Source organism: Spirosoma rhododendri (assembly GCF_012849055.1).
In the GTDB taxonomy this organism is placed as follows: Bacteria; Bacteroidota; Bacteroidia; order Cytophagales; family Spirosomataceae; genus Spirosoma; species Spirosoma rhododendri.
In genome coordinates this window covers 4,777,165-4,803,849 of record NZ_CP051677.1, presented here as the reverse complement: position 1 = coordinate 4,803,849, position 26,685 = coordinate 4,777,165, and the positions used below count along the sequence as shown (strand labels likewise).

Annotated in this window: 20 protein-coding genes; 8 read left to right on the top strand and 12 right to left on the bottom strand. The window is 55.3% G+C overall.

What is annotated here, in order from left to right; translation table 11 throughout:
* Nucleotides 1–168 precede the first annotated feature (168 nt).
* Together HH216_RS19960 and HH216_RS19955 are read left to right on the top strand one after the other, a co-directional pair.
* Entirely contained in the window at nucleotides 169–1,587 is a 1,419-nt protein-coding gene (locus HH216_RS19960; RefSeq protein ID WP_169552405.1) for a tetratricopeptide repeat protein, read from the top strand.
* Nucleotides 1,588–1,650: 63 nt separating this feature from the next.
* Nucleotides 1,651–4,797, top strand: coding sequence for a right-handed parallel beta-helix repeat-containing protein (locus HH216_RS19955; RefSeq protein ID WP_169552404.1), 3,147 nt, complete (start codon nucleotides 1,651–1,653; stop codon nucleotides 4,795–4,797).
* Here the strand turns inward: HH216_RS19955 and HH216_RS19950 are convergent.
* From HH216_RS19950 to HH216_RS19935, 4 genes are all read right to left on the bottom strand, one after another.
* Nucleotides 4,781–5,857 carry a hypothetical protein gene (locus tag HH216_RS19950; protein WP_169552403.1) on the bottom strand — a complete coding sequence of 359 codons (1,077 nt, stop codon included), beginning with the start codon at nucleotides 5,855–5,857 and terminating at the stop codon, nucleotides 4,781–4,783. The two genes, HH216_RS19955 and HH216_RS19950, sit on opposite strands and share 17 nt — an antisense overlap.
* On the bottom strand, nucleotides 5,841–6,488 hold the full coding sequence (locus HH216_RS19945; protein WP_169552402.1) for an ABC transporter ATP-binding protein: 648 nt from the start codon (nucleotides 6,486–6,488) through the stop codon (nucleotides 5,841–5,843). Before HH216_RS19945 ends, HH216_RS19950 begins: the two co-directional genes overlap by 17 nt.
* A 70-nt stretch (nucleotides 6,489–6,558) precedes the next feature.
* On the bottom strand, nucleotides 6,559–8,682 hold the full coding sequence (locus HH216_RS19940) for a TonB-dependent receptor (RefSeq protein ID WP_169552401.1): 2,124 nt from the start codon (nucleotides 8,680–8,682) through the stop codon (nucleotides 6,559–6,561).
* Between the two features lie 202 nt (nucleotides 8,683–8,884).
* Nucleotides 8,885–9,970 (bottom strand): SMP-30/gluconolactonase/LRE family protein, encoded by a 1,086-nt coding sequence (locus HH216_RS19935; RefSeq protein WP_169552400.1) that lies wholly within the window; start codon nucleotides 9,968–9,970, stop codon nucleotides 8,885–8,887.
* Between the two features lie 207 nt (nucleotides 9,971–10,177).
* Here HH216_RS19935 and HH216_RS19930 point away from each other — a divergent pair, with 207 nt between their 5' ends.
* On the top strand, nucleotides 10,178–11,227 hold the full coding sequence (locus tag HH216_RS19930; protein WP_169552399.1) for an SMP-30/gluconolactonase/LRE family protein: 1,050 nt from the start codon (nucleotides 10,178–10,180) through the stop codon (nucleotides 11,225–11,227).
* A gap of 328 nt (nucleotides 11,228–11,555) precedes the next feature.
* Nucleotides 11,556–12,551 carry a biotin synthase BioB gene (gene bioB, locus HH216_RS19925; protein WP_169552398.1) on the top strand — a complete coding sequence of 332 codons (996 nt, stop codon included), beginning with the start codon at nucleotides 11,556–11,558 and terminating at the stop codon, nucleotides 12,549–12,551.
* A gap of 173 nt (nucleotides 12,552–12,724) precedes the next feature.
* Here bioB and HH216_RS19920 read toward each other — a convergent pair whose 3' ends face one another.
* Nucleotides 12,725–13,459: a hypothetical protein gene (locus HH216_RS19920; RefSeq protein ID WP_169552397.1), complete on the bottom strand. Its 735-nt coding sequence runs from the start codon at nucleotides 13,457–13,459 to the stop codon at nucleotides 12,725–12,727.
* Nucleotides 13,460–13,649: 190 nt separating this feature from the next.
* Between HH216_RS19920 and HH216_RS19915 the strand changes: the two genes are divergently transcribed.
* Entirely contained in the window at nucleotides 13,650–14,456 is an 807-nt protein-coding gene (locus tag HH216_RS19915) for a UDP-2,3-diacylglucosamine diphosphatase (RefSeq protein ID WP_169552396.1), read from the top strand.
* A gap of 89 nt (nucleotides 14,457–14,545) precedes the next feature.
* Here the strand turns inward: HH216_RS19915 and sucC are convergent, their stop codons facing one another.
* Complete coding sequence (gene sucC, locus HH216_RS19910) at nucleotides 14,546–15,769, bottom strand: ADP-forming succinate--CoA ligase subunit beta (RefSeq protein ID WP_169552395.1); 1,224 nt, start codon at nucleotides 15,767–15,769, stop codon at nucleotides 14,546–14,548.
* A 176-nt stretch (nucleotides 15,770–15,945) separates the two neighbouring features.
* Between sucC and HH216_RS19905 the strand changes: the two genes are divergently transcribed.
* A complete protein-coding gene (locus HH216_RS19905; protein ID WP_169552394.1) occupies nucleotides 15,946–16,605 on the top strand; it encodes an ABC transporter ATP-binding protein in 660 nt (219 codons plus the stop codon).
* Nucleotides 16,606–17,162: 557 nt separating this feature from the next.
* Nucleotides 17,163–19,985, top strand: a complete 2,823-nt coding sequence (locus tag HH216_RS19900; RefSeq protein ID WP_169552393.1) for a PAS domain S-box protein — start codon at nucleotides 17,163–17,165, stop codon at nucleotides 19,983–19,985.
* A 128-nt stretch (nucleotides 19,986–20,113) separates the two neighbouring features.
* Here the strand turns inward: HH216_RS19900 and groL are convergent, their stop codons facing one another.
* Together groL and HH216_RS19890 are read right to left on the bottom strand one after the other, a co-directional pair.
* Nucleotides 20,114–21,751 carry a chaperonin GroEL gene (groL, locus tag HH216_RS19895; protein ID WP_169552392.1) on the bottom strand — a complete coding sequence of 546 codons (1,638 nt, stop codon included), beginning with the start codon at nucleotides 21,749–21,751 and terminating at the stop codon, nucleotides 20,114–20,116.
* A 98-nt stretch (nucleotides 21,752–21,849) separates the two neighbouring features.
* Nucleotides 21,850–22,146, bottom strand: a complete 297-nt coding sequence (locus HH216_RS19890) for a co-chaperone GroES (protein WP_169552391.1) — start codon at nucleotides 22,144–22,146, stop codon at nucleotides 21,850–21,852.
* A gap of 263 nt (nucleotides 22,147–22,409) precedes the next feature.
* Between HH216_RS19890 and HH216_RS19885 the strand changes: the two genes are divergently transcribed.
* The gene (locus HH216_RS19885; protein ID WP_332871424.1) at nucleotides 22,410–23,090 is read left to right on the top strand and encodes a hypothetical protein; all 681 of its coding nucleotides are present in this window, start codon (nucleotides 22,410–22,412) and stop codon (nucleotides 23,088–23,090) included.
* A 230-nt stretch (nucleotides 23,091–23,320) separates the two neighbouring features.
* On the opposite strand, the gene secG is transcribed toward HH216_RS19885, so the two are convergent.
* The 4 genes from secG to HH216_RS19865 all read right to left on the bottom strand — a co-directional run bounded on the left by secG (nucleotide 23,321) and on the right by HH216_RS19865 (nucleotide 26,606).
* The gene (gene secG, locus HH216_RS19880; protein WP_169552389.1) at nucleotides 23,321–23,740 is read right to left on the bottom strand and encodes a preprotein translocase subunit SecG; all 420 of its coding nucleotides are present in this window, start codon (nucleotides 23,738–23,740) and stop codon (nucleotides 23,321–23,323) included.
* Nucleotides 23,741–23,802: 62 nt separating this feature from the next.
* Nucleotides 23,803–24,642, bottom strand: a complete 840-nt coding sequence (locus tag HH216_RS19875; protein WP_169552388.1) for a hypothetical protein — start codon at nucleotides 24,640–24,642, stop codon at nucleotides 23,803–23,805.
* A gap of 82 nt (nucleotides 24,643–24,724) precedes the next feature.
* Nucleotides 24,725–25,207, bottom strand: a complete 483-nt coding sequence (lptE, locus tag HH216_RS19870) for an LPS assembly lipoprotein LptE (protein ID WP_332871423.1) — start codon at nucleotides 25,205–25,207, stop codon at nucleotides 24,725–24,727.
* Nucleotides 25,208–25,229: 22 nt separating this feature from the next.
* The gene (locus HH216_RS19865; protein ID WP_169552387.1) at nucleotides 25,230–26,606 is read right to left on the bottom strand and encodes a sigma-54 interaction domain-containing protein; all 1,377 of its coding nucleotides are present in this window, start codon (nucleotides 26,604–26,606) and stop codon (nucleotides 25,230–25,232) included.
* Between the last annotated feature and the right edge of the window lie 79 nt (nucleotides 26,607–26,685).

Sequence of the window (26,685 nt, the reverse complement as noted above, 5' to 3'; positions counted from 1 at the left end):
AGTCGATACGCTTAATAAATAAGTAATACAGTATATGACGGATCATTCTTGATAACCGCCTGAATAATAGTATGTTGGTTCTTTGGTATGTGCGTAGTAGATCGGCCGGGGGAAGCCATTTCAACTTAACCTACCGAACAAGGGTTTTACTGTTAACTAACTCAACACATGAAATCAATTTCACTCGTATTGCTGCTGCTACTGGTGCAGCATGTCCGGGCGCAGGACGCCCGCGACATGACACAGGCCGTGCATTATATCAAGCTGGCCAATACATTACGCGCTGTACACAAAGCACAGGCATCCATCGATTTGCTGAAGCGCGCCCTGCCCATCACGCAGCGGAAAAGCGCGTATTGGGAGGCTGTGACCAACGAACTACTAGGGTTGGCATACGGCGATCTGAACGAACAGAAACAGGCGCTGCCTTACCTGGAAAAGGCCCGGTCACAATACGCGCAGCTCAAATACGTCGCCAGCGGCTGGGCCGTCAATGAGGTGATTCGCGACATTGCCGGGAAGAACGTGTACGCTGGTATTCAGATCAATGCGTCGGATATTAAAGTAGCCATCTTCAAGACGAAGTACGAAAGCGAATTCTACGACAAAGACATCCAGTCGACGTTCGACATTGCCAACAATAATCTGTTTGCCGACGCATCGGGTACGTATCGGGTAGGGCAGGATGCGCTCCGTACCTGCCTCGACTCCATTCAGCACTACAACATCCCGAACGAGCGGATTTTTATCGTGCTGGGCAGTGAAGTGCGCGAAGGGCTGAACCGAACGCCCGAAAGTGCCCGCAACCTATACACGCAACTGGCGCAGGCACTGCCTAACGGACAGATTCGCATCGACACGACGGTGAACCCGCGCCGGGAGGCCGAACTCTTCACGATCGGGGCCATACCGCGCAAAGTGTGGCCGAGTACATCGGCCCTGAATATCGGTGAGAACAGCACGGTGGGTGGGTATATCGACGTCGACAAATCGTTTTCGGGTCTGTACGTGCCGGTGGGCGTCGGTACGCTCATGAAGCAGATCGAAGGTCGGCGGTCGCTGTCGATCGATGCGTTCCGGCGGGAAGCTCCGCGGCTGGTTAAAGCGGTAGCTGATACCGCCCTGACCCCGCAGGTCAGACGGCTGCGGTCGGGGCTGACGCAGCGGTCGACGGTCGGTATCGGGGGCGATGTAGCACTGGCGATTGTCACGTATCTGCACCCCGACCGGGCCAATACGGCGGCTATTCCGATCCTGGCGGATGATGTTGAGCGGTTCAAAAAGCTGGTGATGACGGATTACCGTACCCTGACCCGCCCCAGCCTGGATAACGTGGCCGACCCGGTCGCGCGAAACCGGGCGGAAGCCGATATCAGCGGATTGCTCGCCCGCACGAATGAAAAACAACTGATTACCGGCGTGCTATGGCTGGAGTCGATCATGAGGGCATACGGCGATGCCGGGGCGGCCAAACGGTTCGTCTTTATCCGGGATGCGGACATTAGCTGGGTAACGGGAAAATTTCTGGAAACCATCAACTACGAATACGAATCAACCATTGCCAAAGGGGCCCTGTACACCCGCTAGGGGAGCCGTGTTCCTTCGTTCTGAGTCAGTTAACCGCTGGTTCTTTTTTTTCTGAATCGAGTTATGAGCAAGCTGTGCGTTGCTGCTTTTTTTTACTGGACACTACTGGCCCTGACGCTGGTAGCTAGCCCGCTGTGGGCGCAGACGACGTATTACGTAGCAACGAATGGGCAGGATACCAACGACGGTAAATCCCTGCTGACACCGTTTCAGACGCTGAATAAAATCAATAGCCTCGCGCTAAAAGCCGGGGACGCCATCCTCTTCCGGCGGGGCGACACCTTTACCGGTACGCTCACCATCCGGCAGGGCGGTTCTTCCACGCAGCCCATCCGCGTCGACGCCTACGGCACCGGACAGCCCCCGCGCATCAGCGGAGCGCTACCCCTGACGGGCTGGACCCAGGCGGGCACCAACCGGTGGCAGGCCCCCTGCCCCAGCTGCGGCAGCCGGGTGACGGCTCTCTTCCGCGACGACAAACAGCTGCCACTTGGCCGCTTTCCCAACCCCACGGAAGCGGATGCCGGTTTCCTGACAATCCAGAGCCACGTTGGTACCAGTCAGCTGAACAGCCGGCAGGCGCTGTCGACCAACTGGGTCGGTGGTGAGGTTGTGGTCCGGCCGACCCACTGGATTATCGACCGGGCGTCGATCACGGGTCAGGGGGGCAATACGCTTTTTTTAAGCAACAAATCGACCTATGAATTAACCGACGGCTGGGGCTACTTCATTCAGAATCACCCGGCTACCCTCGATCAGAACGGCGAGTGGTACTACGACCCGGTGAAGCAGATGGTCCTGCTCTACGAAAGCCGGTACAACCCCGCTACCCAGTCGATCAGGGCTACTGCTTTCGACGACGGGATCAATATTGCCAATGCGTCGAATATCAGTATTCAGAACATACAGGTCGCCCAAACGCGGAGCCATCACTTGTACACCAGCAATGTGTCGAGTCTCAGCGTCAGCAACGCAACCTTTACGGGGTCGGGGGAGGATGGTATTACGCTGACCGGAACGGGGCAGAACATACAGATCAGTCAGGTGCAGCTAGCCGATGTCAACAACAACGGCGTCAACGTTGGCGCTTATAAACAGGTACTCTTTCGGAATAACAGCATACGAAACGTTGGGCTGCACCACGGAATGGGTAAAAGTGGCGATGGGCAGTTTTGTGCAATCCAGTCATCGGCGCAGGATCTGCTGATCGAGAACAACGTCATTGACAGCGTGGGGTACAACGGCCTGTTAGTCGGCAACAACACCACCGTTCGGCGCAACAGCATCAGCAATTTCTGCGCGATCAAAAGCGACGGCGGGGGTATTTATATGTGGAACGGCAACCGGCTACCCATGGCCAATGTCACAATTCAGAGTAACATTATCCGTGGGGGCATTGGCACAACGTCGGGAACGTCGGACACTGTTTTTAGTGGTGCACACGGCATTTTCATGGACGATTGCGTGTCGAACGTCAACATTCTGGACAACACGGTGTCGGCCTGTAACGGTACTGGTATAGCGTTACACGGTGTCAACAATGTGTCGATTCTGCGAAATACCAGTTTCAACAACCAGCTCGGCCAGCTCACGCTGTACACCTATAGCGGTATCTGCCCACCCCACGACAACGTTATTCAGCATAACAAATTCGTGGCTCGCGGCAGCACGCAGTCCGTTGTGGGATTTTACTCGAACCACGACGATTTGGCCAACTACGGCGCAATCGACCACAATTACTACGGTCGACCGTTTGACGATGTGCTGACCATCGGCACCGTATACAATGGGAATATCGTGGCTAATCTGGCACTGGCGCAGTGGCAGGATCGTTTCCAGCACGACTTATTCTCCCACACCAGCCCGGTTGATTTTACTGGTTATCAGGTGCAGAATGTCAACACGGCCAGCCGGATTGCTGATTCATTCGGACAGCAGATCGGTGGCTGGGAGTCGTGGAGCCTGCGCAATAACAGCCGCGTAAACTGGGACAACGACGGGCAACTGGACGGGGGAAGTATGAAGGTGGCGTTTTCGGCCCCATCACCCGCCCGTGACTCGTACCTGCTGCTCTACAAGCCCATACAGGCGGTGGTGAAAGGCAAATCGTACCTGCTGCGCTTCGACGCGGTAACGCAGGGGGTGAGCCAGCCGATTTCGGTTTACATTCGTCGGCACAACGCGCCCTACAACGACCTCACCGCCCGTTCGGCCAAGCTGGTAACGACCGGGCGGCAGCACTACGAAATTCCGTTTACCGTCACCGATTCGGAGTCTGACGCCCTGCTGGCGTTTCAGATTCAGGAGAACGGGCAACCTATCTGGTTCGATAACGTGTACATTCAGGAAGCGGTCGTACAGGCTGTTGACCCCGGTGGGTATATGCAGTTGCTGAGCAATCCCAGCCAGCGCGACAGCACCTTTACGCTACCGGCCAATGCCCGTGATTTGCAAAGCCGGGGATATAGCCAACAGGTTACGCTGGCCCCGTTTCAGTCCATCGTACTACTTCGCGACACCCTGCCGTTCGTCGACGTGAGCCTGTCGATGCAGCTGGCGCGGTCGACGGTGCAGCTCAACGATAACGCGGCTGTATCGGTTACGCTGCGCAGTGGGGCGGGGGCCAATAGCCAGGTGCCGAACCGCGTGCAATGGGCGTGTCGGCTACCGTCGGGGCTGACGCTGGCCGATACGCAGGGGCTGGTCTGGCGCGACAGTACGGTGATGGGCACGGTGCAGAAGCTAACCCGCGACACTACCTTCACGTTCCGGGTCCGGGCCGTCCGGACGGGCTCGTACCAGCTTAGCGCACAGGTTACGGAAACCGCTTATGCCGACCCTAACAGTTCATCGGATTCGGGCACAGACGACAACGAAAACGATATGGCCCGCATCAGTTTGAAAGTTGTTGCGCAGGGTTCGCTGGATACGACCGGCATTATCACGGCAACGGAACCGGGGCTGCCGGCGGTTCAGAACGCCGTTTACCCCAACCCGTCAGCGGGGAGCTTTACGTTTGTTGCCGATGGCGATTTGCAGCAGATCCGGGTGTTTGACCTCAACGGACGCGAGTACCTGCAACTGGGGGCCGTCCGGCGCGATCAGCCGATTCACTTTGGCGATAAGCTACCCACCGGGCAATACGTACTCCGGCTTCAGTATACGGGTGGCGATGCCCGGTCGATCAAGCTAATCAAGACGTCGCTTTGAGGGGCAATGACCGTAGTTGACTGTATAGCAAGGCGATACCCCAGCCCGCCAATCCCCACGCCACAACCGGCAGGCCAGCCATGATGGCCATCAGACCGACGATAAACCCGGCGAAGAGGAATGCCAGCCAGCGGTTTGGATCTACGGCGCGGCCATATGTAGCCATGTGCAGCAGCAACAGCCAGCCCCAGCCCGTCAGCCAGAGCAGCACCACATAGCCAACAGCAACGGCGTCGGGTCGATTTCGCAGCAATAGGGCCAGTTCGGGTAGCCAGATCAGGCCATACAGGAGCGTGTACAGCCCGGCCCGTCGGCCAGCCGAATAGGGCAGGTTGTCGAGCAATGGCAGATACCGCCCTTCAAACTGACTTAACTGGCGAGGTACCGATGCATGAAACAGCACGGCCAGCAGCAGCCCGATAAGCAGTAGCCGCTCGTCGTAATCGTCGGTGGGGTACAGGCGGCAAACGCCGATGAGCAACAGCCCCGAGCATCCTTTGGTCAGTAGCAGCGACAGCGGTTCGTGGCGCAGCCAGTAGGTCGGGAAGAACAACAGATAAGGCAATCGGAATGCTGGTCGGGGAAGACGGAACCGGTCAGGTGCCGGGTGGTGCAGCCGGTAATCGATAGCAGCCACCCCGACGCCAGCCAGACCAATCAGAAAACCGATGATGCAACTCAGGGCGAACCATTGGTCATAATGAACGGCACGGGCCAGCATCCAGCCCGCATAGCCGAGAATGGGTACCAGCAAACTAAGCATCACCGACGACCAGATAAGCCACCGATTGGCGCGACTCACCAGCCGGAAAGCCGCCAGAAACAGGTAAGTCGGATCGTTGAGCCGCGCCAGAACAAACGTGATGGCGTTAAGCGCATACAGCCCCCACAGCAGAAAAAACAGCCCCAGCAGCAAAGGCGATCCGAGAGCGGCCGTGATCAGGGCTTCGTGGTCCATCGGGCGCATGAAGCCGAACGCCAGCAACATCACGACCAGCAGCGACCCCGCGATCTGCTCGTAAAACGGCCGAACAAACAGGCGATTAAACAGCGGTATCATCCGGGATTGGTTGAATGGTACCGGCACTGACCTGCCAGCTTGCCGTTAGAGGAAGGCCCGTCAGGGTAATGTCCTGATGCGATGTTAACCAGACGGAAACACCCTGATTGACCCGCTCGCGCGTAAAGTCGAACAACCGACCGGCGGTTTCTACGTCGAGCGTGGTTAGTGGTTCGTCGAGCAGTACCAGCGTTGGTTGGCCCAGCCACGCCAGCAGTAGCGATAGTTTTTTAAGCATACCGCTCGAAAACGTGCGCGTGGGCTGGGTCCAGAAAGCGGTAACACCCAGCAAATCGGCCAGCTGATCGACTTGCCCGGCGGGAGCACGCTTCGCGTTGGCTACGAAGGTCGCGAGGTCACGGGCCGTCAGGAAGTCGGGGTAGAGCGGCTCGGCTTCGGCGTAGTTGACCCGTAGCCGGTAGTCGACGGGCTGTTGGCGGATGTCGTACGCCTGCTCCAGTATAATCTGTCCTGAAAAGGGGAGGAGCCCGGCTACGATGCGCAGAAATGTCGTTTTGCCTGACCCGTTGCTACCCCGGAAATAATGGATGCCGGGCGGAATGGTCAGATTCGGGACCGTCAGTACAGGGGTGCCATCGTAGGCTTTCAGCAAATTCGTAACGGTCAGCACAGGCAGTAGGAGTGAGGAGACAACCAGCGGCAAAACTACAGCCGTACCGCTGGTAGCCCCTTACCACTCATCACCATTTCAGACCAAGCCGTAACCCGGCCAGTCCGTTACGGGCGGGGGCTGCGTTATAGTAGCGGTTGCCCACAGCGTTGAGGTCATAGCCCAGCGAATATATCTGATTCAGCAGGTTGTCGCCACTGGCGTAGAAATCGACTGTCCAGCGCTGCGCCCATGTCAGCCGGTAGCCCAGCGTCGCCTGAAGTAACCGGGTTGGGTCGGAGCTGACCGTTCCGGCATCGTTTAGCGGAAACTCGTTCAGGTACTGATAGGTCAGGTGCGCGTACAGGCCCGGCCGCGTTTCAAAATCAAAACCCGCTACGACTGTCACCGGAGCCACGCCCGGAATGCGGTTGTTTGAGAGGTCGGCGCTGCCCTGCTGATAGTCGCGGAAGCGGTAATCGGTCAGCGTCAGGCTCGTCCAGAGCCGGCCCAGCGTAACAAACTGGCGAACGGCTGGATCGGGGTTGCTCCGCAAAAAATCGTACGAAAACTGCCCTTCCAGTCCCCGTTGATCGGTACGTCCGGCATTCACAAAGAACTCCGCCCCAGCCGCGTTCGACCGCCGGACAATGGTCTCCCGCAGTCGAAACTGGTACAGGGCCAGATCGACCCGTAGCCGCCCATTGCGGGTTGAGCCGCGCAGACCCAGTTCGTAATTAATGCCGCGTTCGGGGTTCAGCGTCGTGTTGAAGCCCCCCGCCGACGGCCGTACTTCCTGACTCGATGGAGCCGAATACCCTGTGCTGATGCTGGCGTAGGCCGACAGCCGCTGTCCGAACGTACGCAGCAGGGCCACACGTGGCAACCAGACCGGGTCGAACGTACGGGTTAGCTGTTGCGCCGGTACGGCGTTGGCCGATCGCACCGGGAAGCGCGTAAACCCGTAGCGAACGTCGTTGCGGCTCAGTCCGGCTGTCAGCCGGAACTGGGCGGGTAACTGCGTCTCGGCCTGCACGAACAGCGTCAGTTGGCGGGCGGTCAGTTCTTCGTCGGTTTGGATGGTGTCGGGTACGCCCTGCCGGTTGCCAAAGTTCCGGTCGACGGTGAAGGTGCGGAGCAGTTCACCCCCGGCGGTGAAGGTCGTCGGCAGGGGGCCGTTGGGCAGGCGAAACTGCGTGATCGTGCGGCCACCCAGCCCCTGATCGGCGCGTTTTTCGTAGTTGGTGATAAACGGATTCGCAAAGTCAGTTGTCGAGCCATACAGCACCGTTGTGTTCTGAATCCGGTCGTTCCAGCGGTACTCCTGCGATACGCCGAGCAAGCCAAACTTCTGGTAGATACCGGCCTGCTGCTGCGCGCTGCCGGGCAGGGTGGCCGTGGCTGGTCGCGATGCGCGCGGATTGGCCCGGTACTGCGCTTCGTTCAGCCCGCCCGGTGTTTCATAGTGCAGGTCGGAATAAAGGCCCAGCACCGAAATCGTGCGTTTGGCCGACACCGCAAACGAACCTGTCAAATTGAAATTATCGCGTACGGCGGCTGTGTGATCGCGGTAGCCATCGGCCTGCAAATGGTTGTAACTAACCGACACCGCCGAATTGTCGGTACCCGACTGAATCGACACGTTGTTGCCAAACAGGCCGTAGCTACCCGCCAGCCCCGATAGTTCGACGCTCGTTTTGCCGCTCGGCACCGCTAGTCCTCTGAACAGCAGCGTACCACCCGTACCTGCCCCGTACAGGCTGCCCGATGGGCCTTTGATGATTTCGACCCGGCCCAGCGCCCGCACGTCGAGGGCGTTGAGGGGGGTGTTGCCACCCGCGTCGGTCAGCGGAATCTCGTTCCAGTACGTCTTCACGTTGCGCACCCCAAATGGTGAGCGAATGGCACTGCCCCGAATCGCCAGCCGGTAACTCCCCGGCGACCGTTCATCAGCCCGGACACCGGGTATCGTGTTGAGCGCCGGGATCAGCGTCGGAATGCCGAACCGCTGATTCAGCTCGCGCCGACCCAGCAGACCAATTGATGCGGGTGTTTCCAAGAGCCGCCGGTTGGTGGCATAGCCCCGCACGATCACCTCGTTGAGCTGTAAGGTATCATCGAGCGAGCGGGTAAGGGAATCCGGGGCCGGTGTTTGTGCCGACGCCAGGGTCAGCGTACCAATAACCAGTACTGTTGATGCGTAGTAATACTTCATAAAACCCAATAAGAAGCCACCCAACGGCAGCGGGCCGGGGTGGCTTGGTACGGGATTAACCCGAAATTAACGCAAATGGTCGCGCACAGCGGAAAATTGAATTGTAAAGTTAGAGAGTTGTAGCGCTGTAAAGTTGCTGGCGCCGGAGGTACTGGACGCGCCAGCAACTTTACAACGCTACGACTATCCAACTTTACAACTTCTAGTTAGGAAGTTTCATCCGGTACAGGCGGTATGGGTAATCGGTTTTGTCTTCGCCGTCGTTGTACTTTTTGCCCCGGTTGATCTGCGCGCAGGTCAGGTATAGGTACCCATCCCAACCCACGGCGAAACTATCGGGCCAGATCAGCCGTCCGTCGCGGACGAGTGTTTTCAGCTCCCGCTTCGGCGTAAAATACCGCACAGCCTGATTGGGTGAATCGGTTAAGTACACGTTTCCGGCTTTGTCGGACGTCATACCGTGCGACACGCCCACCTCACCCATCGTTTCGACCTTCGCCGATAACTGCGCTGGACTGAGCGATTCGTTCCGCAGATCTTCGGTCGGGATGCGGTATAGCTTAGTCTGGTTGATGGCGCGGTAATAAAAATACCGATTGTCGTCGGTCAGGGCGATGCCGTTGACGTTACTGCTGAACGGCTTACCCGTTTTGTCTTTCACAATTTTGCCATCCAGCCGCAGCGTGAAGCCCGGTTCTGCTTTCGTCGATTTGTCGTCGGTCAATACCGTCCGGCTTTTACCCGTTTTCAGGTTCAGCACGACCACCGACGACCGTTTGGGGTCCGATAGGTAAGCATACTGATGTTCCGTGTCGATGCGGACATCGTTAAGCGCCGTCTGTTCGCGGGGTAAGTCGTTGAACCGGTAAATCTGTTCGACTTTGTTATTCGCCAGGTCGATCTTCATCAGCTTGACACCATCAGGAATGGTCGCTTCTTCACCGGGGTTACCGGGATCGAGCACCCAAAGCGCGTTGGTATTGTCGACAAACAGGGCCTGCACGTTCATGAACCGGTCTTTGGGCTTCAGCGAATCCCATTGATTCCATTCGGCATTGGGGTACGGTTTCCGTTCGCCGTTGACGATTTCGGCCAGGCCGTAATTGTAGTTTTCGGGCTTCTTGGGGAAGGTGACGAAAATTCGGCGCTCCTTGGAAACGCCAAGACCGATGGGCTGGAATTTGCCGAACTCGGCGACTGTTTCGAGCGGGGTTTGCGACTGACCCGGCTGGGCCTGCGTTGATGCGATACTCATTAGGGTAAACAGACCTAGTAGCTGCGTTTTCATGCGTTGAGCGTGACGGATAAACTGCTCAGATAACCGATCGTATGCGCTAAGGTTTCAAAATGGGCCTGGGTGGTACAAGTCGGTCGGCGCTAAATAATCTTCATCGGAATCAATAACATTCTGCGCTGAGTTTTCGGTTTGTAGTTTGTCGTTCTGCCATCACTGGTCAACCACGAACGACGAATCTCAAACCGAAAACTCAACGTTATGCGATTTCTGTCTGCCTGTATCGTCAGTAGCTTACTGGCTGGGTCTGTGATAGCCCAGTCTCCCCAATACACCACCATTGGTACCGTCATCAGAATGGACCCGCAGCTCGACAAACTGATTGCCCCCGGCACGACCATCGAAGTTGTCGGGTCGGGATTTGGGCATCTGGAAGGGCCGGTATGGGCCAGAGACAGCAGCTACCTGCTCGTCAACGACACTAAAGCGCAAACTACCTATAGCTGGTCCCCAACAACAGGAACGGCTAAATTCCTCGAACATACGGGTTACACCGGCCGACTGCCGTACAGCGAAGAGCCCGGCACCAATGGTATGTCGGTCGATTTGCAGGGGCGGCTGATCGTCTGCGATCACGGCGACCGGCGCATTGCCCGTATGCCATTGGTGGGTCATGGCGGCAAAGAAACCCTGAGCGACACCTATCAGGGAAAACGCTACAACAGCCCTAACGACGTGATCGTCCACCCCGACGGTAGCATCTACTTCTCCGACCCCTCATACGGCCTGCCGAAGAAGGATCGTGATCCCGCCCGCGAACAGCCCGTAAACGGTGTGTACCGACTCCCGGTCGACGGTAGCGGCCCGGCCACGCTACTCATCCGTGACATGACCCACCCGAACGGACTGGCGTTGTCGATGGATGGTAAAACGCTGTTTGTTTCCCAGTCCGATTCAACCAAACCGATCATCATGGCCTATCCCATACTGGCGGGGGGCAAGCTGGGCAAAGGACTGGTTTATTTCGACATGAGTAAACTGCCCCGGCTCCGCTACAAAGAAGTGCCGGACGGCCTGAAGGCCGATAAAGCGGGGAATCTGTGGGCAAGCGGCCCCGGTGGGTTGCTGATTATCGCGCCCGCTGGAGCTGGTAAGCCCGGCAAACTGATCGGTCGGCTCGATACGGGCGAAGTGATCGCCAACTGTGCCTGGGGCGACGACGGCTCAACGCTCTACATCGCGTCGGGAACATACCTATGCCGTATCAAAACCACCACGAAAGGCCGTATTCAGGGCAAACTCAGCCTTTAGCGCCAACGGATAGATAGAGTTGGATAGTTGAAAAGTTGTAGAGTTTGATAGTTGCAGAGTTGGACAGTTGCTACCGCGTCCAGTACATCCGGCGCCAGCCAACTTTACAACCATACAACTATCAAACTCTACAACTTTTTAAACAGAACTGGTATCGGTCAGTCACAGGCTGATACAGCGGCAAAAACAACTAGTGCAGCTAATCGGCGCGCCAAATCCGCTCGGCCGACTATATTTGTCATAGTGGTTTGTCGTTTGTCGCGTGTCGTTCGTAGTTAGCTGGCGCGCCGAACCAATAAACCACGAACTACAAACTGCAAACTGAACTATGCTGCGTACCGACTGGACCCGTGCTGAAATTGCCGACATCTATAATTCACCCGTTCTGGACCTGATTTATCGGGCCGCCACCGTACACCGCGAAAACCACGACCCGCAGGAAGTGCAGGTCTGTACGCTGCTGTCGGTCAAGACGGGTGGTTGCCCCGAAGACTGCGCCTATTGTCCGCAGGCCGCCCGCTACCACACCGCCGTCAAGACCCACAAGCTGATGGAGGTCGATGAGGTACTGACGGCTGCGCAACGGGCCAAAGACACGGGCAGTACGCGCTTCTGCATGGGTGCGGCCTGGCGCGAAGTGCGCGACAACCGCGATTTCGATAAGGTGCTCGACATGGTACAGGGCGTCAATGAACTGGGTCTGGAAGTGTGCTGCACGCTGGGGATGCTCACCGAAAGTCAGGCGCAGAAGCTGAAAGACGCGGGACTGTACGCTTACAACCACAACCTCGACACCAGCGAAGAATACTACGGCGACATCATCAGCACCCGCACCTACGACGACCGGCTCGACACGCTCGGCCACGCCCGCAAAGCCGGTATCTCGGTTTGCTCGGGTGGCATCATCGGCATGGGCGAGTCCGATCAGGACCGGATCGGGATGTTGCATACACTGTCGACACTCCCGCAGCACCCGGAGTCGGTGCCGGTCAACGCGCTGGTGCCGGTAGAGGGTACCCCGCTGGAAGATCAGCCCCGCGTGTCGGTCTGGGAAATGGTACGGATGATCGCGACGGCTCGTATCATCATGCCGAAAGCGATGGTCCGGTTGTCGGCCGGTCGCGTCCGGATGAATACCGAAGAGCAGGCACTCTGCTTCATGGCTGGCGCCAACTCGATCTTCGCCGGCGACAAGCTCCTGACCACGCCCAACCCCGACGAAGACGCTGATCTTCAGCTGTTCCAGACGCTGAACATCCGCCCCCGTAAAGCATTCAAGAATAACGACCAACCCGCCGTCGTTTTCGAGCAAATTCCTCTTTAAGAAGTTGTAAAGTTATAGAGTCGTATAGTTGTAGAGTTGCTACCGCGTCAGCCATCCGGCGGTAGCAACTCTACAACTATACGACTCTATAACTTTACAACTTAATTTCTATCGTTTGTAAACTGAAAAAGGCCGTCGCATGACGGCCTTTTTCAGTTTACAAACGATAGAAATTAATGACTCTCCATCGCCCGGAAATATTCTTTATCCAGAATGCGCTCCATCAGGACTTCCGCCATCAGTTTAGCGCGCTCTTTCTTCACCTCGTTCTTGTCTTTTGTTTCGACCTGAATGTTGATGATGTGGTTGATATACAGGACGTGTAGCGCTCCTTCTCCTGCATTCCACACAGCTTTGTCGCCTACGTTCTTAACGGGCTCGTATTCGCCATGCGCAACGGCGGGTTTGATTTGTGGCAGGTCTTTATCCGCTTCGCCTTTGGCCGAATCGGGGGGTGTGCCAGCAGCCTCGCCGGGAGTGGCCGTAACCGTAGCGCCCGAAAGCGTATCGGCTTTGGCAACGTCGTCTTCACCTTTCGCTTTACCTTGATACATCTTATCGAACTGATACGAAGCGATGAACATCGACTGGTAAGGGCGTTTACCGCCAAACGACAACATTACTTTGTTACCAGCCCACTCGTATTCGCAGCCTTTGCCCGTACTAACGTCTTCCAGTTTAACATCTTCACCAAGGTTGAACGTTTTGCGGAAAAGCTCTTCGTCGACAATGGCGCAGGGCTCATCGTAGATGACGTCAGACTTGATAACGTTTACGCCAGCTACTTGCTTGGCCAATATTTTGCTGCCGTAATCAGCCGTATTACCCGTCGATGCATCGGTGTCCGTGTCATAGCAGGACGTGAGCAGTAACACGGGCAGTGCGTACAGGAGTGAGTTGATTTTCATAGTAAAATGATGATGCGCAAAATTAACAACGGTTCTTTCTAATACCACCAGTTTCGGAAAGATGTTTGTAACGAATGCTGCGCAGACGATGCAGACACGGCTGTTGATCGCAACTGATTCCGGTTAATTCTGCGGCTTCAGCCGTATCCGCGTGCTATTCATCCTGTTAGAAGCCGTAGCTTTGCCTGTCATGACCGACGTTGAGACCATTCCGCTGCCCCCCGGCCGTAAAGCTTATTTCGCTTCCGACTTCCACCTGGGTACACCAACGCCCGAACAGAGCCGCGCCCGCGAACGGGCCGTTGTTGCCTGGCTCGATCACGTAAAAATCGATGCGTCCATCATTTTTCTGGTCGGCGACGTGTTTGATTTCTGGTTTGAATATAAGCACAGTATCCCGAAAGGATTTTCCCGCCTACAGGGTAAACTGGCCGAACTTACCGATGCCGGACTGCCCATCGTGCTCTTCACCGGCAACCACGATATGTGGATGAATAGCTACTTCACCGATGAAATGGGTATTCCGGTGTACCGGGCCCCGCGCGAGTATCAGCTGGGCGAAAAAGCGTTCCTGATCGGGCATGGCGATGGACTCGGGCCGGGCGATTACGTCTACAAACAGCTCAAAAAAGTGTTTGAGAATCGGTTAGCCCGGCGCTTGTTTCGGTATGTCCACCCAGATCTGGGCATTGGGCTGGCGCATAAATGGTCACGCAGTAGCCGGGCCAGCAACGAGAAAAAAGATGAAGAACGGTTCCTGGGCGAAGACCGCGAATGGCTCATGCAGTATGCCCGCGAAGTCGAACAGCAGCGGCACCACGATTACTACATCTTCGGGCATCGCCATTTACCGCTCGATTTGAGCGTGACGGCCAACAGCCGCTATATCAACCTTGGCGAATGGGTATCGGCCCGAACCTATGCTGTATTCGACGGCACCGACCTGCAACTACTAACCTGGCCCGACAACCAGCCGTACCAGATGAAACATCTGTAGGCTACAGGCGATTCGTCGGGGATTTCGTAAAAACGCATCGGCCCGAACTACCTAGTTCGGGCCGATGCGTTTTTAAGTATGGGCGAAAATTAAGCCTGCTGACCTTTCAGCACCTGCTCCACTTTTTCGGCGGCTTCTTTCAACAGCACTGCCGAGAAAACTTTCAGGCCCGACTCGTCGATGATACGCGCGCCTTCTTCGGCGTTGGTACCCTGCAAACGAACGATGATAGGCACTTTGATATCGCCAATCGCTTTGTAGGCTTCCACGACACCCGTAGCGACGCGGTCGCAGCGAACGATACCGCCGAAGATGTTGATCAGGATGGCCTTAACGTTTGGATCTTTCAGGATAATGCGGAAACCAGCTTCAACGGTTTTGGCATTGGCACCACCCCCCACGTCGAGGAAGTTGGCCGGTTCGCCACCCGACAGCTTGATGATGTCCATCGTAGCCATTGCCAGACCGGCACCATTTACCATACAACCCACGTTACCGTCGAGTTTTACGTAGTTCAGATCGCTGGCTGTGGCTTCAACTTCAAGCGGATCTTCCTCCGCGATGTCGCGCAGGTTAGCCAGATCGGGATGGCGGTACAGCGCGTTGTCGTCGAGGTTCACCTTCGCGTCGACGGCCAGAATCTTGTTGTCCGACGTTTTCAGCACCGGGTTGATTTCGAACATGGCTGCGTCGGAATCAACGTATGCTTTGTAAAGCGACGTCACGAACTTAACCATCTCTTTGAACGCTTCGCCTTCCAGCCCGAGGCCGAAAGCTACTTTGCGCGCCTGAAACGGCTGTAAACCAACGGCTGGATCGACCCACTCCTTCACGATCTTCTCGGGGGAGTGCTCGGCTACTTCTTCAATGTCCATACCGCCTTCGGTGCTGGCCATGATTACGTTGCACGCTTTCGACCGGTCGAGCAGGATACTCAGGTACATTTCCTTCGGTTCCGAAGCACCGGGGTAAAAAACGTCCTGCGCTACCAGCACCTTGTTCACCTTCCGGCCTTCCGGGCCGGTCTGGTGCGTGACCAGTACATTACCGATCAGGTTCTTGGCAATATCGCGCACCTCGTCGACCGATTTGGCGAGCGCAACGCCCCGCTGTTCTGAACCGACAACCTTGCCTTTACCGCGACCACCCGCGTGGATCTGGGATTTCACGACGACGAACTTTGAGCCCGACTGTGCCATGATCTGCTTGGCCGCTTCAACGGCTTTCTCGGGCGATTCGGCAACGATGCCCTCCTGAATGCGGACGCCGTACTTTTTGAGAATTTCTTTACCCTGATACTCGTGTATATTCATGGTAATGGCAACATGGAGTGTTGGAAATCGTACTTTTGTGCGGCAAGTTAAGCATAAATGAGTTTGTAGTTCGTGGTTTGTAGTTTGTAGTTGTGCACTGTGGCCGGACCAGGCCGCAATAATCTTTTGCCAACAGCCTACAGACCATAACTCGCAAACCACAAACGATAAGCCGGGTGCCCCTGTTACAAACCACCGATCTGCGCCGTCAATACGGTAATCTTCCCGTTCTTAAAGGTATCAATCTCGGCATCGACGCGGGCGAAGTCGTCTCGATCGTTGGCGCATCGGGAGCGGGTAAAACAACCCTGCTGCAAATTCTCGGTACGCTCGACCGCCCCGACGCCGGGACGCTCGAGATCGACGGGCAAAACGTCTTCGCCCTCAATGACCGCGATCTGGCCCGCTTCCGCAACGAGAAGATAGGGTTTGTGTTTCAGTTCAATAACCTGTTGCCGGAGTTTACCGCGCTGGAAAACGTATGCCTGCCGGCGTTCATCGCCGGGCGCGACGAAAAGGCTACTCGCCTGCGGGCCGAATCGCTGCTGACAACGTTGAACCTGGCCCACCGGCTGAACCACTTTCCCTCCCAGATGTCGGGCGGTGAGCAGCAGCGTACGGCCGTGGCGCGGGCACTTATCAACGAGCCGGCCATCGTTTTTGCCGACGAGCCCAGCGGAAACCTTGATTCTCAGAACGCCGAGGAGCTGCATCAACTGTTTTTTCGCCTGCGCGACGAGCTTGGTCAGACGTTTATTATTGTAACCCACAACGAAGTTCTGGCTACACTTGCCGATCGTACGATCACCATTCGGGACGGGGTTGTGTATGGCTGATACCAGTCGGTAATAAGTAGATATTCCGATGTAATGGCTCTTTAGCTGTAAGTAATACTACCTAATTTTCGTCGTACAGCAAGTTAAAATTAATAATATATACTACTGATATTCATATAGTTAACTTGCTAAGTAAAAAAAACTAACCGATATAGAACCAATTATTACTGCTTTTGTTTTATCATTGTGTCGAAAAGAAAAGTTTTTCATAACGTTGAGTAAATCAGAAAGCCAGGGGAGTGTCTCGCTTGGCTTTTTTGTTTGCCCGAGCGTTTGCGTCACCTTACCGTTCTCTCCGCAGGTGTAGTCACTATCGCCACTGACTGACGTGCTATCTACAAAGCTGACGAAATACAGGCTTCGCTGTCCGATCAGTTTGTAACCGATATCTGTTTCAAAAAATTACCTTTTGTTTTATATTTGGTCTTTAACCACCGTTCTAAGTAGCTGGGTGTCCTACTATACTTTTGCTTGCCAGTATTTGCCGGTTTACAGCAAAAGGCAACGCACGTATCGCCGGCTACAGCGCAATTTGTACTCATCAGTCGCTACCGTATATGAATGAAGAGCACAAGCCCTTCAATCAAAACGTTGTTATTAACAACGAACAAACACGTCTTTCACTCGAAGCCGCCAATATTGGAACCTGGAGCGTCGAACCTCTCGAAGGACAGATTTACTGGGACGAATTATGCCAGAAACTGCTTCATTTTGGTGCCGGTGAAACCGTCGCTTACGATCAGGTGCTGGCCCATGTTCATGCAGATGATGTTGGGCTGATACACGACACCAGCCGTCGGGCGTTCGATTCCCGGAAAGAGGCAAGCTACAACTTTACATTTCGTACAGTTAACCCCCATAGTCAGGAAATATGCTGGCTAAGTTGTAACGGCCGTGGCTATGTCGACGACGAGCAGCGGCTGTATCGGATTAGTGGTATCCTGCGCGATGTCACGCGGGACCGGCGGGTGAAACAGGTACGTACTGAAGCTCAGACGCGCTTTGAAGCAGCGTTCGACAATGCTTCACTGGGCTTCGTTATCACCGGTATTGATGGGGTGATCGTACTGGGAAATAAGGCATTTGGGCGGATGCTGGGTTACACACCCGAAGAACTGGTCGACATGCCGTATACCGGCATGATTCACCCCGATGACAGGGCGCGTAACGAAGCACTGATCGATGAGGTGGTGGCAGGTAACGTACCATTCTTTGATATTACCAAACAGTACGTACGGCGGGATGGATCGGAAATGTGGGTGCGTATGAATATGACCCCGCTGACCGATGAGCAGGGAAACATTCGTAACCTGCTCGGTATCGCGCAGGACATTACCCGCGATCTGGAAAAGCGTCGGGAGAATAACCGCCTGGGTCAGCTGGTCAGGAATGCGCCGGAGATGATGGTGTACATGGATCTAAACGGGCATGTACAGTTTATGAACCCATACGGGCTTGACTTGCTGGGGCTTACTGCCGAAGATGTGATAGGAAAGACTGTCGATTTTTTCAGCCCTCCCGAAGAACACGACCGGATTCGTACCGACATTCTGCCCAATATTCGGGTAGGGTCCTGGTCGGGCGAACTAATGAAGTGGCATCGGCTCAGCGGAGAGCGGATTCCGGTAACCACAAACATATACCCCATCAACGACCCGATTACGGGCGAACCCTATGGCATGGTCGCCATATCGCGGGATCTGCGCCAGGAAAGACAGGTGCAGCGCGAGATCGAAGCAAAGAATCGGGCGCTGGAACTGGCACTCGAAATCGGGCAGTTGGGTACGTACCAGATCGACCTGCAAACGAACCGGATTGTCGCGTCTGAACGGGCGCGTACGTGGTGGGGATTACCCGATGGTAGCTCGTCACTCGACGAACTGCTTGGCAAAGTGCTCCCGGCCGATCAGTCGAAATGGAGTGCTGTGCTGACGCAGGCCCGGCTTAAGAAACTGGACGGTCATCACGACCTGACGTACCGGATCATAAACCGGCAGACGGGCGAGTATCGGTACCTGCGCTCACTGGGGCAGGCCGTGTACGACAACGATGAAGCCGTGACGCTATCGGGAACGGTACAGGATATTACGCCCCAGATTCTAACGCAGTTAAAAATCGAGAAGTCTGAAATCCGGTTGTCGAGCGCCGTCGATCTAGCTGATCTGGGTATGTGGCAGATTGACCTGGCGACGGGGATGTTGACCTTTTCTGACCGCATCCGGGTGTGGTACGGCTTCAGCAGCGACGAACCAATTCCGCTGGAGCGGAGCTACGAGCCAGTTGATCCCGCCGACGTACAGTTACTGAAAGAAGCCCTTGATGGCGCGGCCAGCAGCGACAAAAAAAAGGAATACGACGTCGAGTACCGAATAAAGTCGCTAACGACAGGTCGTAAGCGCATTATCCATGCGAAAGGCCACGTCTACTACGACGCATTCATGGAAGCTTACCGGGTCAGTGGCACCATGCAGGACGTTACGGAGCAACGGCAGACCGAACTGGCGCTCGAAATGGAAGTGCAGGAGCGCATCGAGCAACTGGCAGCTACCAACGAGGAAATGGCTGCCATCAACGAAGAAATGATGGCGACCAATGAGGAACTGGCTGCCACCAACGAAGAATTTCTGGAAACGAATCGAAACCTGACCCGATCGAACCAAAACCTGGAGCAGTTTGCCTACATAGCCAGCCACGATTTGCAGGAACCGCTGCGTAAGATTCAGCAGTTTGGCGACCTCCTCAAGACGCGCTACGCCAATGATTCGACGGAAGAATATCGTTATCTGGAGCGAATGCAGCTGGCTGCCAGCCGGATGTCGGTGTTAATAAAAGACTTGCTGGCTTTCTCGCGAATTTCGACCCAGCAGGTAACTGCAACTGAGATTTCACTAACGCAGGTCATAAGTGTTGTGCAGGACAACCTGACGGTGTCGATTGAAGAATCAGATGCGCAGATTGACGCTGATAACCTACCTATGGTTCAGGGCGACGTAACACAACTGGAACAGCTTTTTCAGAATCTGCTCAGTAACGCCATCAAATTCAGCCGTGTCGACCTGCACGGCGACCCGGTGATACCGCATATCAGGGTCACGGCACGACTAGTGACGCTGGATGAACTTCCAGCGTCTATAAAGCCCGGCCGACAGATAAAAACCTACTACCGAATCGACGTTGTCGATAATGGCGTTGGCTTCGAAGAAAAATATACGAACCGTATTTTCCAGGTTTTTCAGCGTCTGCACGGTAATAACGAGTTTGCCGGTACGGGTATAGGCCTGGCAATCTGCCAGAAGGTCGTTACGAACCACGGTGGCATTATCACAGCAACCAGTCAGCCAGGGCAGGGGGCCACGTTCAGTGTATATTTGCCAAAATAGGCGTGGTCGGGCTTGTGATATAGATTTCGGGCAACTCAACAACCCACAAAAGACAAAACCCTCCGGCTGCGAAGCCAGAGGGTTTTTTAGTACACCAATCGAGTCGATCAGTATAGGCTGCGTGATGATTACATCATGCCGCCCATACCGCCGGGGTGACCGTGGCCTGCGCCACCAGCCGGAGCCTCTTCGGGCTCGTCGGCAATCACACACTCGGTCGTCAGCAGCAGACCCGCGATCGAGGCCGCGTTCTCCAGTGCCAGACGGGTTACTTTCTTAGGGTCGATGATACCAGCAGCGAACAGGTCTTCGTACGAATCGTTTTTGGCGTTGTAGCCAAAACCACCCTGACCGTCTTTTACCTTGTTGACCACTACCGAACCTTCACCGCCAGCGTTGGCAACGATCGTGCGGAGGGGAGCTTCCAGCGCCGTGCGGATGATCGCAACGCCAGTCTTCTCGTCTTCGTTGATCGTGTTAACACCGTCCAGCGACGAGATAGCGCGGATCAGAGCGATACCACCACCGGTTACGATACCTTCTTCAACGGCTGCGCGGGTTGCGTGCAGGGCGTCGTCGACACGGTCTTTCTTCTCTTTCATCTCTACTTCGGTAGCGGCACCGATGTACAGGATGGCAACACCACCCGACAGCTTAGCCAGCCGCTCCTGAAGTTTTTCACGGTCGTAATCCGACGTCGTGTTTTCAATCTGTGCTTTGATCTGGTTAACGCGACCTGCGATATCGTCTTTCGCACCAACACCGTTTACGATGGTCGTGTTGTCTTTATCGATCGTCACTTTGTCGCACTGACCGAGGTATTCGATTGACGCGTTCTCCAGTTTGAAGCCACGCTCTTCCGAGATTACCTGACCACCCGTCAGGATAGCGATATCTTCCAGCATAGCTTTCCGACGATCGCCAAAGCCCGGAGCCTTCACGGCGGCAACTTTCAGCGCACCCCGGATTTTGTTGACCACCAGCGTAGCCAGTGCTTCTCCGTCGACATCTTCTGCGATAATCAGCAGAGGACGGCCCGTCTGAGCCACCTGCTCCAGTACCGGCAGCAGTTCTTTCATCGACGATACTTTCTTTTCCGAGATCAGGATGAACGGACGCTCCAGCTCCGCTTCCATTTTCTCGGTGTTGGTTACGAAGTACGGCGACAGGTAACCCCGGTCGAACTGCATACCTTCAACCGTTTTAACTTCGGTTTCGGTACCACGCGCTTCTTCAACCGTGATAACACCTTCTTTGCCGACTTTCTTCATAGCCTCGGCGATCATCGAACCGATTTCGTCGTCGTGGTTAGCCGAAATGGTAGCTACCTGCTGAATCTTGCCGAAGTCGTCGCCAACGGTCTGTGCCTGCTCGGCCAGATTGCCCGTTACAGCCAGTACGGCTTTGTCGATACCGCGCTTCAGGTCCATTGGGTTTGCACCGGCAGCTACGTTTTTCGCACCGATCGAGTAGATCGCCTGCGCCAGAACGGTAGCCGTGGTCGTACCGTCACCGGCTGAATCAGCCGTTTTCGACGCTACTTCCTTCACCAGTTGCGCGCCCATGTTTTCCATGGCGTCTTTCAGTTCGATTTCTTTTGCTACCGTAACACCGTCTTTGGTGATGGCAGGCGAACCGAATTTCTTGTCGAGGATAACGTTACGGCCTTTAGGTCCGAGCGTAACTTTTACCGCGTCAGCCAGCGTGTCGACGCCTTTTTTGATGCGCTCGCGGGCTTCTGTATCGAAGAATATTTTCTTAGCCATGATTGTTAAGTTGAAAAAGTTGTAGAGTCGGAAGGTTGTAAGGTTGCGTTTGACAGTTGTTTGACTGACCACATGCTACCAAATCCTGCATACTCAGGTTAAAGGATTGCGAAAATATCGGATTCGCGCATGATGAGGTACTCCTTACCGTCGATGGTCAGTTCGGTACCGGCATACTTGCCATACAGTACCGTATCACCCACCTGAACCGTCAGGGGCTCATCTTTTTTGCCAGCACCTACGGCGATAACCGTACCGCGCTGTGGCTTTTCTTTCGCCGTGTCAGGAATGATAATCCCGAAAGACGTCTTTTCTTCTGCCGGAGCGGCTTCTACCAGCACCCGGTCGGCCAGCGGTTTCACGTTTACTTTCACGCTTTCCGTTTCTGTTACCATGATAATGAGTTGATTAAGGTTGTTAACTGATCTGTTCAGCCAGTATGACGGTCTTCACTCGCCAATTACTATGCCAGAGCCAAACCCTGCCAGATTTACCGCTTTTTAGCTGACAACCTGTCGATTTTCAGAAAACCGCCCTGAATATTTGGCCTGAAAGCGATCTGCGGCAATAATATGTGGCAATTTGGGTTAGATTCAATACCTTGAGAATGACACCATCTTTGCTCACTTGTATGAAAGCGCTGGCTCCTGACTGGTTTATGCAAAATTGGCTGGATTCTGAATACCAGCAATATGTCGTGATGGCATATTTACAGTCTGTTCAACAACACTTTGCCGGAAACCAGCTGCACCCCGCGCTGCCTGATCTGCGCGAACACTACAACAGGGGGGCTACGTTTATGCAGGGTAAGGGTTCGTTGAGCGCGTCGTTTCCCCGGCGGGTGCGGGGTATCAAGGGTCCACCACCCAGCATCGACTACGTTTCCGACGTGCCTGACGACAATTTCATGACTGAGATTGACGCCACACTCGCGTTTGCACTACCCCGTTTCCGGCAGGCTGTTGCTGAGGGTGAACAACGCTGGGCCGACATCGCGCAGGCACTAACGCTGGAGCCGGTGGGCCTGCTGCCATTACGCCCGGAAGAAGGCTATCTGTTTGTGTATGCGACGCAGCAACGAAAAACGGACGTGTACCAGTTTCGGCTTACGCTATATGCCAGTCAGGTACCGGGAGGCCGTATCGTGCGGTTCCGGTATCTCGAATCGGTGCAGCAGGGGCTGGCCAATACGCTCGAAAACATCAAGCTTGACCTCATCCGCCGACACACGCATTTACCCAATCCCGCCACGTTCCGGTTGGAAAGCAAACAGCCGCTACCCGTCGCCGAAACGCTGCTTCCCATCGCCAACCAACTCCTCGCGCAAGCGGTAGCGTGACGGTTTTCGGTATACAGTTTACAGTTTTCGGTTCACAGATGTGTGGCCTGGACGTCTACGTCCGGGTGGGCGCGTCAGCGACCAATTAACTGCCGCATGCACCAATTGGCCTGACGGCCACCCGGACCTGGAGGTCCGGGCTACACCACTAGCCCACAAAAACACAGCCACTTCCCGGATGGAAAGTGGCTGTAAGTAATACGGAAAACCGTAAACCGAATACCGAAAGCTTATTTCTGCGGTGTCAGGGCCGAGGTCGACGCGCCCGGCGTAGCAGCACCCGGAACCGCCTGACTTGGCGCAGCACCCGACGCAGCCGGACTAGCCGCTCCAGTGGCTGGAACCGGTGCAGGAGCCGTTGTCGGCAGCGTCTGCTGCTGAGCCCGGTCGACGTTGATGCTATTAATAACACCTGTCTGATTCCGGTCGACCATGATGTATGATGCCAACGACAGGACCATTACGCCTATACCCAGCCCCCAGGTGATTTGCTCCAGCAGATCGGTCGTTTTCTTGACGCCCATCAGCTGATTAGAGCCCAATCCGCCGAATTCTCCGGCCAGTCCGCCCCCTTTGGAGTTCTGGATCAGCACAATCAGAATGAGCAGTACGGTAAGAATACAAATAATGACAATCGTTGCCGTTAACATGAAAATAGAATTCTACGAGTTAAAATGCGTTCGTTACTGTAGTTAGTGTGGTGCGGCAAACGCTAGGTAGCCGATGCGTTACCAGCATCTAATTCAGCGATTTTTGCCGCAAAGTACGCATTTTTCTGCGGATTACGCTGCATAAGTTGCTGGTAGATTTCGCGGGCCTTTTCGACCTTACCCTGCTTAAGCAAAATCCTGGCGAAACTTTCGGTGACAAGCGCGCCCCCTCCGCTGGGTGTCCGTTTGGCCAAATCTTCCTGTTGCTGCTCCTCGTCGGGTCGGCGCTGTATCCGCGAAATGCTGGGCTCTTTCTGAATAAACGAATCAATCAGTTCGAGCTGCCGCTGTCGTTCCAGTTCGGTCGCTGTCAGGATGGGCGTGGCCGGGGCTTCGGCAATCTGCGTAAGTTCCTGCCGCAGGGTTGATTCCGACAGCGTGGGGTCTTCCGGGGTTGGGATCGTGGGCGTAGGGTCGACAAACAGCTGTTCCGGCTGATCGGCCAGTCGCACACCGGGCACCGTCAGGCGGGGCAAGCCACCCGTCAGACCCGCTTTCGACTTGAAGAACGCGTAACTCTCCTGCTGGTAATCGTCGGGGATGGGTACGTGCCGGGCCGATAGCTCGTTGAGCCGCGACAGTAGGTTATCGGACCACTGAAACTCATTGTCGATCAGCTTCCGCAGGGCGTTGCGGCTCAGCGCGTAGGCGGCTGCCTGCCGGACGTAAGGTACGGTTTGGCCCTTCTGATGGATGGACGCGGCCTTGGCGGTCAGGGTATACAGCGACTGGCAGTACGGATATGTAGCCATACTTTCCTGGAGCTGCGCAAAATCGGTAGCCGTCAGATCGTCGGGATGAGTTACCCAGTAGGAGAATGTTTCTTTGTCGATGGGAGTCACGGGCGAGGGAGGTTAGCAGGTATGTTACCGCACGAAAATGGCGAAAAATCGGCTAACAGGCAAAGCGATAAGCGGGCTGTACCTACCAGTCGGCGGCTGTTTTATTGAAGATGTCGAGTACGATCTGATCCAGAATCTGCGGGACAAGGCGGCTTTCGTTCTGGCTCAGCGTCTGGCTCTGGGGAAAATCCCGGTAGAACGAAAAAGGCTGTTCGAAGTTCTTGGTTTCGTCTTTGTTGTTGTAAAAACGCACCAGAATCGTGATTTGCAGCCGGTTGACGCCCGCCTGATCCTGGGCAGTGGGGGCCACCGGAATCAGTTCGTAACCCGTAATGTTGCCCTCCAGTAGCAGATCGCCGTTGGCCGGTACGACTTTCAGGTTGGTATATCGCTGGTAATATTCCTTCAGTCGTTCGTTGAACGTCAGCGGCAGGTTTGCCGGTCCACCGGCCGTTGCCAGCACGAAGTTGTTGACAGTAACCGTTTTAATCGTTGGCGACAGGGTAGTGCCCGTAAACGAATATACCCCGCAACTGCTGGTTACCAGCGAACAGAAGAGAAGCAACAGGTATGCAGTATACCGGGCCTTATTCTTCATCAATTTCATACTGCTTGATTTTACGGTAAAGTGTACGTTCGGAGATGCCCAGCGCCTGCGCGGCATACTTGCGCTTGTTATTGTTTCGACGCAACGCCTTCTGAATCATCTCTTTTTCCTGTCGTTCGAGCGACAGCGAATCGTCATCGGCGGTTTCGTGGGTCACATCTTCGACTTCCGTAAGGTCGTTGATGTCGCCGTCGGTTTCATCGTAAATCTGCACCGGCGGATGCGAGCCGTACGTTTCCGATGGGGGCGAGACTGTATTGCGGGGTACAGGCGTACTGGCGGAGGGCAGGTAGCGGCCCGACGATGGCTCGGCAGGGGCATACGCGTCGGCATCGGTCGGAATCGAATCGAACAGATCCTTGTGGTTGTTCAATACCTGACGACCGTCGACCTGATCGTTGCCCAGCACATCGCGCACTAGCTTTTTGAGTTCGTTGACGTCCCGGCGCATGTCGAACAACACCTTGTAGAGTAATTCGCGCTCGGAAAAATTATCGGCACCGTTACCCGTGGCACCCGGCGGAAACAGAGTCAATCCGCGATTGGGCTGCTGCGCCTGCTGGGGTTGGGGCAGGTACTTCGACAGGGTCATCGAATCGATGGGCTTGTTCTGCTCCGATTCCAGAATCGACACCTGCTCGGCAATATTTTTCAGCTGTCGGATGTTGCCCGGAAATGGAAACGCCACCAGCGTCTGCTTGGCATCGTCGGTCAGTTGCAGCGGCTTGATGCGGTAGCGTTCGGCAAAATCGGTCGTGAATTTGCGGAACAGCAGTTCGATGTCGGCACCGCGTTCGCGCAGGGGCGGCACAAAAATCGGTACGGTGTTGAGCCGGTAATACAGGTCTTCCCGGAATTTGCCTTTCTCGACAGCGTCGATCAGGTTGACATTGGTCGCTGCCACGACGCGCACGTCGGTTTTCTGCGTTTTCGACGAACCTACCCGGATAAACTCACCGTTTTCGAGCACGCGGAGCAGCCGGGCCTGGGTACCGAGGGGCATCTCGCCGATTTCATCGAGGAAGATGGTGCCGCCGTTAGTTGTTTCGAAATAGCCTTTGCGCGAATCGACAGCACCCGTAAACGAGCCTTTTTCGTGGCCAAACAGCTCCGAATCGATTGTGCCTTCGGGAATAGCTCCGCAGTTGATCGCAATAAACTGACCGTGCTTTCGGGCACTCAGGCTATGGATAATCTTGGAAAACGATTCTTTACCGCTGCCACTTTCCCCCGTTATCAGCACGGTCAGGTCAGTGGCGGCTACCTGCATGGCTACGTTGATGGCGTAGTTTAGGGCGGGTGCACTGCCTATGATCCCGAACCGTTGCTTGACGGACTGTATTTCCTGATTGTTCATTCAGATCTGCTTTCTATTTACGGTTCCCGGTTTTCAGTAGTCAGCTCCCGGTACGCGTCAGCCACCCGTAAACCATAAA